This window comes from Streptomyces sp. NPDC001828 (genome assembly GCF_042892175.1).
Lineage (GTDB): Bacteria > Actinomycetota > Actinomycetes > Streptomycetales > Streptomycetaceae > Streptomyces.
Genome location: NZ_JBIATV010000001.1, coordinates 737,668 through 751,300, shown reverse-complemented (window position 1 = coordinate 751,300; position 13,633 = coordinate 737,668). Strand labels below are relative to the sequence as shown.

At 69.6% G+C, this 13,633-nt stretch carries 12 protein-coding genes; 9 read left to right on the top strand and 3 right to left on the bottom strand.

Annotation, left to right across the window (positions count from 1 at the left end):
* Nucleotides 1-356 precede the first annotated feature (356 nt).
* The gene (locus ACFYZA_RS03500; RefSeq protein ID WP_388486762.1) at nt 357-1,124 is read right to left on the bottom strand and encodes a HisA/HisF-related TIM barrel protein; all 768 of its coding nucleotides are present in this window, start codon (nt 1,122-1,124) and stop codon (nt 357-359) included.
* A 307-nt stretch (nt 1,125-1,431) separates the two neighbouring features.
* On the opposite strand from ACFYZA_RS03500, the gene ribB reads away from it, so the two are divergent.
* The 7 genes from ribB to ACFYZA_RS03465 all read left to right on the top strand — a co-directional run bounded on the left by ribB (nt 1,432) and on the right by ACFYZA_RS03465 (nt 8,236).
* Nucleotides 1,432-2,103 (top strand): 3,4-dihydroxy-2-butanone-4-phosphate synthase, encoded by a 672-nt coding sequence (gene ribB, locus ACFYZA_RS03495; RefSeq protein ID WP_388487971.1) that lies wholly within the window; start codon nt 1,432-1,434, stop codon nt 2,101-2,103.
* On the top strand, nt 2,100-2,798 hold the full coding sequence (locus ACFYZA_RS03490; protein ID WP_388486760.1) for an SDR family oxidoreductase: 699 nt from the start codon (nt 2,100-2,102) through the stop codon (nt 2,796-2,798). The genes ribB and ACFYZA_RS03490 overlap by 4 nt, the downstream gene beginning before the upstream one ends.
* Complete coding sequence (locus ACFYZA_RS03485) at nt 2,795-4,207, top strand: flavin monoamine oxidase family protein (protein ID WP_388486757.1); 1,413 nt, start codon at nt 2,795-2,797, stop codon at nt 4,205-4,207. The genes ACFYZA_RS03490 and ACFYZA_RS03485 overlap by 4 nt, the downstream gene beginning before the upstream one ends.
* 4 nt (nt 4,208-4,211) lie before the next feature.
* On the top strand, nt 4,212-5,060 hold the full coding sequence (locus ACFYZA_RS03480; protein WP_388486754.1) for an aldo/keto reductase: 849 nt from the start codon (nt 4,212-4,214) through the stop codon (nt 5,058-5,060).
* 14 nt (nt 5,061-5,074) lie between these two features.
* Nucleotides 5,075-6,229: an ATP-grasp domain-containing protein gene (locus ACFYZA_RS03475; RefSeq protein WP_388486751.1), complete on the top strand. Its 1,155-nt coding sequence runs from the start codon at nt 5,075-5,077 to the stop codon at nt 6,227-6,229.
* Nucleotides 6,226-6,912 (top strand): NADPH-dependent F420 reductase, encoded by a 687-nt coding sequence (locus ACFYZA_RS03470; RefSeq protein WP_382583796.1) that lies wholly within the window; start codon nt 6,226-6,228, stop codon nt 6,910-6,912. The genes ACFYZA_RS03475 and ACFYZA_RS03470 overlap by 4 nt, the downstream gene beginning before the upstream one ends.
* A 127-nt stretch (nt 6,913-7,039) precedes the next feature.
* On the top strand, nt 7,040-8,236 hold the full coding sequence (locus tag ACFYZA_RS03465) for an FAD-dependent oxidoreductase (RefSeq protein WP_388486748.1): 1,197 nt from the start codon (nt 7,040-7,042) through the stop codon (nt 8,234-8,236).
* Here ACFYZA_RS03465 and ACFYZA_RS03460 read toward each other — a convergent pair.
* Complete coding sequence (locus ACFYZA_RS03460) at nt 8,206-9,714, bottom strand: FAD-dependent monooxygenase (protein ID WP_388486745.1); 1,509 nt, start codon at nt 9,712-9,714, stop codon at nt 8,206-8,208. The genes ACFYZA_RS03465 and ACFYZA_RS03460 overlap by 31 nt on opposite strands.
* 67 nt (nt 9,715-9,781) lie before the next feature.
* Here ACFYZA_RS03460 and ACFYZA_RS03455 point away from each other — a divergent pair, with 67 nt between their 5' ends.
* Entirely contained in the window at nt 9,782-10,405 is a 624-nt protein-coding gene (locus ACFYZA_RS03455; RefSeq protein ID WP_388486743.1) for a TetR/AcrR family transcriptional regulator C-terminal domain-containing protein, read from the top strand.
* A gap of 164 nt (nt 10,406-10,569) precedes the next feature.
* On the opposite strand, the gene ACFYZA_RS03450 is transcribed toward ACFYZA_RS03455, so the two are convergent.
* Nucleotides 10,570-11,295, bottom strand: coding sequence for a TetR/AcrR family transcriptional regulator (locus ACFYZA_RS03450; protein WP_388486740.1), 726 nt, complete (start codon nt 11,293-11,295; stop codon nt 10,570-10,572).
* A gap of 106 nt (nt 11,296-11,401) precedes the next feature.
* On the opposite strand from ACFYZA_RS03450, the gene ACFYZA_RS03445 reads away from it, so the two are divergent.
* Entirely contained in the window at nt 11,402-12,484 is a 1,083-nt protein-coding gene (locus ACFYZA_RS03445; RefSeq protein ID WP_388486739.1) for an alpha/beta fold hydrolase, read from the top strand.
* The last annotated feature ends 1,149 nt before the right edge of the window (nt 12,485-13,633 follow it).

Genomic DNA, 13,633 nt, shown 5'->3' with positions numbered 1-13,633 from the left:
AACGCACCGGCCGACACATCGCGGCGTACGCCGGCGATCCGGCGAACACCCCGTTGCACCGGGTCGCCCCCGACCCCTCCCCGACCCCTCCCCGACGCCGCGCCCCTGGCGTCACGCCACCGCCGCCACCCTGCCAGGGGCCGGCGCCTGGACAGCGTGCGCCGCCTGGACGGTGGCGACTCGTTCAACCGCGTTACTTCATAAGGGAGTTGCCACGCTCGGTGCGGACCTTGGGCGCCGCGTGAGGACTCCCGGTCCAGCGCTCCGTGGCCGACAACATCACCGAGCAGCAGTCGTGGGTGGCGGGAGCCGGTGCGGTGCCGTCAGTGAGGCGCCCCGCACGGGCGATCAGCCTGTCAGGTCAGGGCGTCAAGAAGGTCGTTGACGCTGTGGCTTCCGTCGTGGAGCTGGGTGAGGACCAGGACGCCGTGTGCACCGGCCGAAACCGCTGCGCGCAGGTCCTGCGGGGTGCGGCTGCCGCCACCGCAGATGACGGGCACGGTGGATGCCCGCAACACGGCTTCGAGCAGTGGCACGTTGAAGCCGCCGCCGTTCTCCTCGCGGTCCATGTCGTTGATGACGAGGTACCCGACGCCCAATGCGGAGAGTTCGGCCGCCCAGGTGGCGGGGTGTCGGCCCGTGGCACGGCGGCCGCCGTCCGAGAGGACGTCCCAGGTGCCCTCCGGCGTCGTCGTGACGTTGATGACCCCTACCAAGCGCCGTCCTCCCAGGGCCTGAGCCGCGGCGGCGACAAGCCCGGGGTCGTTGAGGGCGGTGGTGTTGACCGTAAGGGCGTGGGCTCCGGAGTCCAGTACGTGACGGGCCTGCTCGATGGACGGCAGGGTCCCGTTGTCGATGCTGGCGATCAGGGAGTGGCCCGTGGCGCCGAGTCGGTCCACCAGCGGGAGCAGGCGGTTCACATGCCGCCAGGAGTCCCAGATGTCGGCGAAGATCAAGGAGGCGCCTTCGTGGTGGTAGTGCTCTGCGATGAGGACGGGGTCGGTACTGCCTTTCAGGGCCGGGATCCCGGTGGGTTCGGTGGTGTGGCCGTGCTCGTCGACGACAACGCAGCACATGAGGGAATTGCCGGGAATTCCTTCCGTGGTTTCCAGATGTGTTCCCATGCGGATACCTCTTGATCGTGAGGGTTCATTGTCCTGTCGCCGGGTTGCCGTCCTCGGTAAGTTGAAACAATAAGTACCGGCCACCTCCCGTCGTTATTGCATCGATCTGTAATTCATGCTAAAGCGGGCCCTCATGAATATCGCGGATCTCTTCTGGGGTTTTGTTCCTCAGGCGTACCTGTCCTGATCAGGGCCGTTTGCGCTGCGAACTCTCGGCTACCCGCACAGACAGTGGGACTGCTCATTACCTGTGGCGAGGAGATCGACGGCGCCACAGACGGTAAGGAAGGGATTTCCTGTGGCTGTCATGAAACCAACGTTCGACAAGAGCGAAGAAAATCCGTCAGAAATGTTCGTAATCGAAAAGGCTCTGGCTGACCTGATCGCCGGTAAGCCTGTTCTGGTGTTGGACGCGGAAGAGCGGGAGAACGAGGGGGACCTGGTGGCCTCGGCGGCACTGGCCACGGAGGAATTGCTGGACTTCATGGTCCGCTACACCTCCGGATACCTGTGCGCGCCCATGCCGGAGGCGGTATGCCGGCGGCTCGAGCTGCCGGAGATGGTCGAGGACAATCAGGATCCCAAGGGGACGGCGTATCGCGTCACCGCGGACGCGCGGGACGGAGTGACAACGGGCATTTCGGGTGCGGACCGGTCGCGTACCCTGCGCGTGCTGGCCGACCCGGCAACGTGCGCCGGTGACCTGACCCGGCCGGGGCACGTGCTGCCGTTGCGGGCGGCACCGGGCGGAGTCCTGGAGCGGGCGGGGCACACCGAGGCGACGGTGGAACTGCTGACCCTCGCGGGGCTTGAGCCGGTCGGCGTCATCGGCGAGGTGGTGTCCCAGCGCCACGAGGGAGACATGGCCCGCCTGGAAGAACTGAGGGACTTCGCCGAGGCGCACGACCTCACGCTGATCACCATCGAGGAGCTGATCGCCCACCTGCGCGGGCGACCGAAAGGCGGGCGAGCGTCGTGAAGACCGGGACCATGGTCGTGAGCGGCGCGGGGCGAGGCTTGGGCCGGGCCGTGGCGGAACACTTCGCCCAGGGGGGCTGGCGCGTGATCGCGGGTGCCCGCGATCCGGGCGAACTCCCGCGTGGGGAGGGCGTGTTGGCTGCCGAACTGGACGTGCTGGACCCGCAATCGGTCGCGGCTCTGGCCACGGCCGTAGGCATGGCGCCGGTGGATGTCCTGGTGAACGTGGCCGGTGTCTTCGACGGCCCGGGCGCCACCTTGGACGACGTGAGGCGCGAGGAAATGATGGAGGCGTTCGCGGTCAACGCCCTGGGCCCGCTGGAACTGGCCCGGGCCCTCCTGCCCGCACTGCGGCAAGGGCGGGGCAGCTTGATCCTCAACGTCAGTGGGCTGATGGGAAGCATCGGCCTCAACAAGGACGGGGGCAACTACGCCTACCGGGCCTCCAAAGCGGCGCTGAACGCCATCAGCCGCTCATTGGCGCTGGACCTGGCCGACGAAGGGATCGGGGTGGTGGCTCTGCACCCGGGCTGGCTGGACACCGACATGGGGCGCAGTTGGCGGGACCCGCACGATCAACACGACATGGTGTCGGTGGCCGATGTCGCCCGGGACATCCAGCGGCTGCTGGAGGATCCGGCGACCGACCGGGAGGGCCGGCTCATCGACCGTCACGGCACGGTGCTTCCGTGGTGAGGCGGGCGAGGCAGGACCATGCCGACGTCGTCGTGATCGGCGCGGGCGTCGCCGGCCTGACCGCCGCCCTCGCCCTGCAGGACGCGGGAGCCGATGTCCTGGTTGTGGAAGCGGCGCCCCTGGCCGGGGGCAGGATCCGGACCCACCGCTTCCCGGAGCCCCACCGGCACGCGACGGGGGAACTGGGTGCCATGCGCGTCCTGGAGGAACACGACCGCACGAGGAGACTGCTGGAACGAGTGGGCCTGACGGGTCGGCTCACCCCGTACGCACCGATGTTCCACGACACCCACAGCCTCCTGGCCACGGCGGACAGTGTCCGCGGTGCGGAGGAGGCGCTGACGGCCCGCCCAGGGACCCGCTCGGGCGCCACCACCCTCCAGGTCATCCTCGATGGCGTCACCCCCTGGCCCGTTGCCCGGCGCACCCACCGGCACGACCGCCTGCCGACCCTGCCGGCGCTCACCACCACGGGCTCGTTGCCGACCCGCCTCGTGGAATACCTGGCCACCTGCGCCGACCGGCTCGACGGCAGTGATCCCGTCCTGGCCACCGCCCTGCGAGAACTCGCGCTGGAATTCAAACCGGCGCTCGCCTGTCCCGAGGGCCTGGACCTGCTGCCCAAGTGCCTTGCCGCGCTGCTGGAACGCCCGGTGAGACACCTCCACCGTCTCGTATCCCTGACCGAAGGCCGCGACCACGTCGAGGCCCAGTGCGAGAGTGGGTCCCCGCCCCGGCTGCTACGGATCCGGGCAGCGGTCGCCGTGTGTGCCCTGCCCGTCTGGCTCCTGCCCCGGATACATCTGGAAGGCCCCGTACGGTCCCTGCTGCACAAGGACATAGCCGGTCGCGCGCCGAGCGGAGCACGGAAGATGCTGGTGCACATGGCGCGGCCCGTCTGGCAGGATCAAGGCATCCGATCCGGCGGTTCGGCCGGGGGCCCTCTCCTGCGGCAGGTCTTCTACCCCTGCGGCACTCCGGACGGCGACTGTGACTGTGCCGTCCTGACCGTCTATGCCACCGGCCGCGACACCGCCGCCATGGGCCGCATCCCGCCGACGCAGCGACTTGACGTCGTGGTGAGGCAACTGGCTCGCCTGCATCCCGCTGCCGGTCAGCCCGGCATGGTCCTCGGACACGCGGTAGCGGACTGGAGCCAAGTCCCCTTCGTTCACGGGGCGTTCGACGGCGAGTGGCGGCCCGCGACGAACCCGCTCGACCGACACGGCATCCGCACCGGTCGAGTTCTCCTGGCCGGAGACTCCCTCTCCCGGCGGCCGGGGTGGGTCGAAGGCGCCGTCTCGGCGGGTGAGCGAGCCGCAGAGGACGCCAACGTCGCGTTGCGATCCCGGGCACGCCCCCCGCACACGCCTCTCCCATCTACAGCAACGCTGACGAAGGAGTGCTGAACGCATGCGCCTTCGCCATCTCGGCAACACCGGCCGGCAGGTCCCTCTGATCGGCCAGGGCACCTGGAAGCTCGAGCAGACCGACCTGAACACGGCCCATCGCGCCCTGCTCGCCGGAATCGACGCGGGCATGACTCATCTGGACACCGCAGAGGACTACGGCGCAGGCCGCGTCGAGGAACTCCTCGCCCCACTCATCGCTCCACGACGAGACAGGCTCTTCCTCACCTCCAAGGTCCACCCCGACCACGCCACCCGTTCCGCCGACGTCATGACGGCTTGTCGCAACAGCTGCCGGCGCCTGCGCGTGGACCACCTGGACCTCTACCTCCTGCACTGGCCCGGTCACGCAGTCCTGGAGGAAGCGGTCGCCGCCTTTCGCGACCTCAAGAAGCAGGGCACCATCCGTCACTGGGGAGTGAGCAACTTCGGCCCCCGCGACCTGGAACGCCTCCAGGAGCACACCGAAGACGGCGAAGCCGTATGCAACCAGGCCCTCTATCACCTGGCCGAACGCCGCATCGAGCACCAGATTCTGCCCACCGCCGTCCAGTCCGGCATGTCCACGATCGCCTACAGCCCTCTGGGCTCCTGCGGCTTCCCTCCAACCGGCCACCAAGCCAGCGTTGTTCTGGAAGCCGTCGCTCGTGACCACCGAGCCACCAGCGCCCAAGTCGCCCTGGCCTGGCTCGCACGCCACGACAGCGTCCTGCTGCTGCCCCGCTCCTACGACATGGAGCACAGTCTCGCCAACGCGGCGGCAGCCGGACTGACGTTGAGCGAAGACGCGATCCACGCCCTGGATGCCGCCTACCCCCTCGCACCCGACACCGGGGTGACCCCCACCCTCTGACAGACGGAGCAGCCATGCCCGCCGCCCCTCGGGCCGACCACCCCACCGCCTTCCTGCTGGGTGAGCCCTACCTCTCCGAGCCCCTCGCCCGACACATCCGCAACCGAGGCGCCCCTGCCATCGCCCTCGACGGCGCCGGCCGCCTGCAAGCCGCGACCCACCACCTCCCCCTGACCACGGCAGAGGACTTCGTCGAGGACTACCGCTCCCGACGCCACGCGCCACTCCTGCTGGCCGTGAGTCCCCGGGCGCCGGCCTGGATCGCGGAGCACCTGGCCGGCAGCGCGCTGGCCGAGCAGGTCGCGGTCCTCGACGACAAGGTCGCCTTTCGTCGGCGCACGGCCGAGCTCTACCCCGACTTCCGCTTCCAGCCGGTCGATCCCCGCCACCCCGCCCCGCCCACCGAACTGCCCGTGCTCGTCAAACCCGCGCACGGCTCCGGCGGCGTCGGAGTCAGGAACATCGAGGGCGAGGGCCAGTGGCACCGCCACCTTCACACCCTCGCCGAGGACGGCTGCCAAGCGGCCATCGCCGAACAGGTCCTCGAAGGCCCCGAATACGCCGCCGACTTCGTCCTGGGCGTCGACGGCCGGCTGCGCATCGTCACCGTCCTCGAGCGTCTGGCACCGGCCGAATCCCTCACCTTCCTCTACCGGACAGACCCGGAACTCCGCGACCGGATGGGCGAGTTCATCGCCACCGAGCTGCTGCGCGTCGCCGACCACTTGCACTTGGCGCCCATGACCGGGGTGGCCGAATTCCGTACCGGCCACGACGGACGACTCGCACCGGTGGAGATCAACCCGTGCCGATTCGGCGCCTGGGGCACTGCCGACATCGCCCCGTACGCCTACGGCACCGACCCCTACCAGCAGCTCACCGAGGACGTCATCGGGAACGTGGCACACCGCCGGGACGGGACACGGCACCTCGTGGGCTTCGTCGACCGACCGCGGAAGCCGACTGCGGGCGTCGACTACGAGCTGCTGGCACCCGGCACCGCCGAGGTCGAGGAAATCCGGCCCGTCAGCGGCGAGAGCGCGCCCTTCCTCGCCGCACTCTTTCTGCGCACGACCACGCCCGACGCCTTCGACCGGACCGTCGAAACGCTGCGGCGCGGTGTGCCGGAGGAGGCACTGTACGGACAACGCCAAGGGAGTGGCTCATGAAGATCGGCATTCTGGGCACCGGCGAGGTCGGCCGGGCGCTCGCCCCGGCCCTGCGTCACGCCGGCCACGACATCGTCATCGGCACCCGCGATCCCGACACGACCCGCCGTGAGAACGAAGCCGTGCGAACCCTCGTGGACGCCCACTCGGGGCTGCGACTCGCCACCTTCCGCCATGCCGCCGCGAGTGCGGACGTCATCGTCAACGCGCTGCCGGGTCCCCTGTGTGTAGACCTCCTGCGCGAACTCGCCGATGTCGTGGCGGGCGGCATTGTCCTGGACGTCTCCAGCCCTTTCGACGGCAAGGCGGAAGGCGCCGTCCTGCACCCCGTCAACACCGACAGCCTGGGAGAGCAGATCCAGCGTGCACTGCCCCACGCCCGCGTGGTCAAGACCCTCAACACGATGGCAGCCGAGCTCATGGCCAACCCCGTGGCGACCCGTCGGATCCGCCAGACGGTCTTCACCAGCGGCGACGACCCCGAGGCCAAGGAGACCGTCGTCGCCCTCCTGCGGCAGCTCGGCTGGCACGACATCCTCGATCTCGGCCCCATCCGCACCGCCCGAGCCACGGAGATGCTCCTGCGCATGTGGATCGATCTCTATCAGGCGCTGGGAACGGACCACTTCGGCTTCAGGATCGTGCGGGGCGACAGCGCGGACTCCGCCGGGACGTCCCCGTAACCGCCCGTCCGCCGGACGCCGCCCTCCATCACTTTTCACCCCACGTTCCGGGACCGCCCAGGTGCCCCGCACAGCGGGCAGTCCGTCACGCCCCACGCGCAACGCGCCCCGACTTCCGAGGAATCGCATGCCCACGCCGAAAGCAGCCATCGTCGGCGGAGGAATCGCCGGACTCGCCACCGCGATCCACCTCCATGACCGCGGCTGGCAGGTCACCGTCGTAGAGAAGTCCACCGTGCAGGAGAAGGACGGCAGCTACCTGATCCTCTACCCCGCGGCAACAGCCGCCGCCCGGCGTCTGGGAATCATGGGCGATCTGCCCGCTCGTCTGCTGCCCCACTACAAGATCACCGAAATCGACCGGACGGGCCGCCGACTGCGCCAAGCCGTGTCACCCCTGGTCTTCAAGCCGCCCCCCATCGCCATGCTGCATGGCGATCTCTGGAACGCCCTGCGCCGACGGGTTCCGGACGAAGTGGAGATCAAGTACAAAGCGACCATCACCTCCCTGACCCAGAGCGCCGACACCGTCCGGCTCGGGCTCACCGACTCGGGAAGCCAGGAGTCGGTCGAGGGGTTCGACCTCGTCGTCGGCTGCGACGGAGTCAACTCCACCGTGCGCGAGATGGCCTTCGGCCCCGCCACCGTCTACTCGTCCTCGACCGAGAAATGCCTCGTGACGGCCCGGCTCCGGCACACACTGGCCGACTTCGGCCCCGATGAGGGCGTATCCCTGCACGAGAGCGGGCGCGTCACGATCCTCTTCCCCTGGGCCGGCAGCCGTCCCTGCCTGTCCGTCTACGCAGACGAACGCCTCATCACGGCCGACCTGCCCCAGAACGAACTCATCCGCACCGCGCTGGGAATGGGCACCACGGGCGACATCGTCGACCAGCTCCACGAACTCGTCGTGGACGGCAGTCCCGCCGTCCACCCAGCCACCCAAATCACCATGGACGGCTACACCAAGGGCCGCATCGTGCTGCTCGGCGACTCCGCCTGGTGCTCCACATCGGCCTCGGGCATGGGCGCCGCGACCGCCCTGCAAGCCGCGGAGCTACTGGCCAAAGCACTCGACCGACACCGCAACGTCTCCGACGCCCTCGCGCAGTGGGAGAACACCGTCCGCCCCCTCGCCGAGTTCTCCAAAGCCCTCGGCCGCCACACCATCCGCATCCTCTGCACCCGCACACCTGCGGGGAAGGCGATGCGCATCGCCGGCGGCCACAGCGCACGACTGCCGGTGGTCTCCGACGTCCTCCTGGCGGCGTACAAGAAGGCCCTGGGGGGCGACTACCTCGCCCTGGACCTCGCGGGTTGCTGAATGGGGCAGGAGTTCCGGTGCGTGGTGGCGAGGGCGGCGGTGAGGCTGTCGGTGAGGACGGTTCCGTCGCGCTCCGCGCTTGCCCAGGCGATGTGGCCGTCGGGGCGCACTAGGACGGCGCGGACGTCGGTGAACTCGGCCGGCGGATGGTGCGGGGTGGCGGTGTGTACGTGCAGCCCGCGGCCCGCGTACCCGGTGAGGCGGCCGCTGCCGGTGAGGTCCAGCAGGAGGTGGCGGTCGACGCGCAGCAGCGCGAACAGGCCAGTGTCGCCGAGGGTGAGGTCGGGGGCGCGGGTGCCGCTCAGCGGGTGGTCACCGGGGGTGGTGGGCGGGTAGGTGACGGCGAGGGAGCTGACCTTGGCGGCCAGGTGGTCGTTGAGGTCGGGCAGGGTGGTGATCAGCTCTGCGAGCAGGCCGCGCAGGTCGAGTCCTTCGGGGGTGAAGGCGGTCATCAGGGCGACCTGGGCGCGGCTGGTGGCGGTGAGGTCGGCGCCGACGGGGTGGCGTTCGGCGTGGTAGGTGTCCAACAGGCCTGCGGGCGCCCAGCCGTTGAGGGTGGCGGCGAGCTTCCAGGCGAGGTTGGCGGCGTCCTGGATGCCGACGTTCATGCCGACGCCGCCGGCGGGGAAGTGCTGGTGAGCGGCGTCTCCGGCGAGGAAGACCCGGCCCTTGCGGTACTGGTCGGCGAGGCGAGTGGCGTTGCCGTAGCGGGAAAGCCAGAGCGGGTCGCGCAGGCCGAAGTCGGTGCCGGCCATGGCGACCACGTTCTCGCGCAGTTCGTCCAGGCCGAGTTGGCCGGGCCAGGTGGTGGTGAGGTCGCGGGGGGTGAGGCCGACCAGGCGGTGGATGCCGCCGGGCATGGGCACGGCCATGAGGGCTCCCGCAGGGCCGAAGTAGCTGTAGCCGGGGGCGGGCGGGCTGTCGAGGACCACGTCGCCGAGCCAACCGAACACCGTGGAGGGGGTGCCGGGGTAGTCGATGCCGGCCTCGGTGCGCACGGTGCTGCGGGCGCCGTCGCAGCCGACCAGGTACGCCGCCTGGAAGGTGGAGGGCCCGTGCGGTCCGAGGGTGTGCACGGCAATGTGGTCGGGATGCTCGGTGAAGCCGGTGACCTCGTGTCCGCGCAGGATGTGCGCGCCCAGGTCGAGGGCCTGGCCTTCCAGCAGTGCCTCGGTGCGCTCCTGGGGAAGCGCGAGGGTGTGAGGGAAGGGGCTGGGCAGGCGGCGGAAGTCCAGACGGGAGTCGAGGGCGGCGAAGTGGCCTCCGGGCAGCGGTATGCCCTCGCTCACGAAGGGATGGTGCGCGCCACGGGAGGCAAGGGTCTCGATGGTGCGGGGATGCACGGTCAGGGCGCGGGAGCGGGAGTCGCGTTCGGAGCGGGGCTCCATCACGGCGACGGTGACACCCGCGCGGCGCAGTTCGCCGGCGAGCCACAGGCCCACGGGTCCGGCACCTGCGACGACAACCTGATAGCTCATGGTTCTCTCCTCCTCTACACAGACTCTTGGTCGGTGACCAATAACTGTGGTGGAGTAAACTAGGTCAGTGACCAAGAAGCAAGGTGGAGAAGACACCGCGGGCCAGCTCACCCGCGCCGCCGTGATCGATGCCGCCCTCCGGGTACTGGACGAGCGTGGCCTGGCCGGGCTCTCCACGCGGGCGGTCGCCGACCGCCTCGGAGTGCGGATGAACACCGTGCTGTGGCACGTGAAGACCAAGGCGCGAATGCTGGAGCTGATGGCCGACGCCGTCCTCGCCGGTATCCGCTACGACGAACTGCCCGACGCCCCTCAGGCGCGGGCCCGCGAGCTCGTCGGCCGTTACCGCCACGCGTTGCTCGCCCATCGCGACGGCGCCGCCCTGGTCACGGGCACCTATCCGGCCGAACCGCACACGCTGCGCTTCGCCGACCGCCTCGTCGAGGCGTTCCTGGAAGCCGGTGCCGATGAACGGCAGGCGGCGTGGACGGCTTGGACGGTCAACTACTTCACCCTCGGCCTGACCCAGGAGGAGCAGGCCGAGGGCGAGGAGGACGGCGCGAGGCTGGGCCGGGCCGTAGAACCCGGCGCGCACCCGGCGCTACAACGCGTGCTGCCCCATCTCCAGCAGAACTACGACGCGCGCTTCGCCTTCGGCCTGGAGGCGGTCCTGTCCCGCATTCCCGACTGACAGCGCTCCCCCGGAGGCGCCCAGACACCGCACCGGCAACGGGCCGCGCAGCCTGCGCCCGGCACACCCGGCCCCGCCCGGTGCCGTTCGTGGACCGTCGATCACAGCCCGAACCGCCCGTATCGGGTACGGACGGGAGGGCACTGGCGTGACAATGCCCGGCCCTAGGAGTGGTCGATCAGGTAGGTGACGCCGTCGAGGATGCGGTCGAGGCCGTAGTCGAGCGGGTCGTTGTCGTGGGGGGCGAAGGCGCCGGCCGCGATGGCGGCGGCGAGCGCCGGGAAACGGTGCCCGTGGCGCTCCAGTACTTCATCGGCGAGCCGGTTCCACTCCTCGTCGCCTTCCTCGTCCGCGTGGACGAGCCGCTGCGCGAGGCTTCGGATGTGGCCGATGATCAGCAGAACGGTGTCGTGCTGCTGCGAGGCCGTCAGCCCGGCCGGGGCGAGGGCGGCCAGCGCCGCGTCGAGCCAGGCGAGCTGGTTGGGCCCCATGAGCTGGCGACGCATGGCGGTGGCGGTCAGGATCCACGGGTGCGCGCGGTACAGCGCCCAGCATGCGCGAGCCCATGCGGTCAGCCGCGCACGCCACCCTTCCGAGCGGCCGATGACCTCTGGCGGCAGGCCGAGGACCGAGTCGGCCATGAGGTCGACCAGTTCGCCCTTGCCGGGGAAGTAGCGGTAGAGGGCCATGGTGGTGACGCCCAAGTCGGCGGCGACGCGCTGCATCGAGACCGCGTCCAGGCCCTCGGCGTCCGCGATCGCGATGGCGCCGGCGACGATGCGCTCCACGGTCAGCGAGGGCTTCGGACCGCGCCGCGGCTGCTCCTGCTCCCCCCATAGCAGCGCCAGAGTCACCTTCGGGTCGCGCTTCTTCTCCCTGCTCCCGGCCAAGTGCCGACTCCTTCGCGGACGTTGATGGTTGACGCTCCCTCAGAACTGTATATAGCGTACGCTAAATCGAATTGCGTATCGGATAAACAGTTCAGGGGAGCCAACTGTGATCACCGCCGCCCTCGTCGCCACCGCCACCCTCGCCACGCCCGTCGCCGGGGTCCTCGGCCACCGCCGCATCCGCCAGGCAGTCGGCGCCCGGCAGATGCGGATCGAGGCCCCCAACGGCATCGACGAGCAGAGCTACGTGCGCATCGGCGGCATCGACCAGTGGGTCTCGATCCGCGGCGAGGACCTCGCCAACCCGGTGATGCTGGAGATCCACGGCGGCCCCGGCGCCTCCAACGCCATCTACGGACCCCGCACCCGCACCTGGGAGAAGCACTTCACGGTCGTGCGCTGGGACATGCGCGGCACCGGCAAGACCCTGCGCCGCTCCGGTACCGGCCACCAGGGAGAACTGAGCTTCGCCCGGATGTACGAGGACGCCGTCGAGGTCACCCACCACGTCCGCGCCGAGCTGGGCGTCGACCGGGTGGTCCTGGTCGCCAACTCCTTCGGCAGCACCTTCGGACTGCGCCTGGCCCGCCAATACCCCGATCTCTACTCGGCCTACGTCGGCACCGACCAGAACATCCACGACGCCGGCCGCGACGACAGCGCCCACCGCGCGCTGCTCGCCCGGCTGCACGCCGCCGGCAAGCGCAAGGAGCTGGCCACCATCGAGGAGATGCACGCCGAGGCGGGGACGTGGACCGGCGAGCAGTACGCCGCCTACGCCAAGATCGCGGCCACGAGCGACCCGCTGACCTTCGCCACCATGAAGTCCGTGGTCATGAAGTCGCTCTGGTTCTCACCCCAGCACTCGCTCCGCGAACTCGGCGCCCTCGGCAAGGGCATGAAGCTCTCCGCGCAGGTCTTCCCCGCCACCGCCCACTTCGACGACTGGGCCGACGGCACCACCTTCGGCCTGCCGTTCTTCATCTTCCAGGGCGACCAGGACGTCCTCACCCCCACGGACCGCGCCAAGCGGTTCTTCGACGACGTCCGGGCCCCCGTCAAGGACTTCGCCCTCATCGAGGACGCCGGCCACTTCGCCTCCTTCCGCCACCCCGAACGGTTCCTGCACCTCATGCTGACCAAGGTCCGCCCCCTGGTCACCAACGAGCCCCATCCCACCGCCGCGTGAGCGAGGAGGGACCTGGGCGCCGGCAAGAGCGCTGTCCTGGCCGGGAGTTCATCGCGGTCGGGCGGCCTCTTCTTTCGTGGGGTCGCCGGTGTGCGTGAGGCGAGCGGGGCCGGTGCGGGCCCTGCCCTGCCCCGGGCGTCGTACGGCGGAGGCGTTGAACTCGCCCGAGCCGTATCCGATTACGGCGTCCTCGTGTACGCCTACTGCTGCACCTCGACGCGGTAGGTACGCAGGCCCCGTTTGTGGTAGTTGCCCAGTACGCGGGGGGTGGTCCTTGTTGCAGGTGTGCAGCCACACCCTGCGTGCGGTCCGAGCGTCGACGGGTCCGGTGGTAGGCGACGCCTGCGGGTGCCTCCTGAAACGTGATCAGCCAGTAATGGCGAAGCGGCGTCGATGAGGACGCCCAGCGCGCGTCGAGGGCGGACCGGGTCTCTGCGGAGCGTCTTGGCGAGCCACGCCAGAAAGGCTCCGAGCGACAGCTCCTCGGCAGGCGGGATGGATACCGGGCACTCCGTGGCATGTTCCGGGTTCCATCGGGGGCGCATCGAGGCGCGCGGCGCCCGGCGGGCCAAGGGAGCGGCCGTAGGAACACTCCCCCAATCGTCGTGCACTCCGCGTGCGCCGGGGCGGCTGTCGGCCACGTTCTGCGCGATCCACGGATGAATTCCATGCCGGGAAAATATCGAGATTCCGCTGGTCAAGAGGCCATGCCCTTCATGCCGTCCGCACGTTCGAGGTGCGGATGATGCGGAGGGGCCGCCGGAAACGGCAAGGGAAGGGGAGACCGCCGGAAGTATGGCCGAATTGAACGCGTGTGATGTTTTGATTTCCAGAAAGCGCTCTGGACACTCCACGACCGACTTGCAAACAATGCGATGGGCGGAAACAAATACCTCGGTCCTGCCGGTCTCCTTTGCCTGTCGGATTCGGGCGCGCAAACGTTCAGCAGAGCAGGGCCTGGTCCACGAAAGGAGAAGAAAGATGTCAGTTCGGATTGATGCCGTCGTTCCGGTGCCCGACCAGTACAGCCAGTTCTGGTTCCTCTCCGGGGCTCGATACCTACGCATCCACATCGCGGGCGGCGAACCCCACCAGGACACGGTCATCAGCGGGCCCGGCACCCTCAAGGACTGGCCCAGCCTCGCCGGC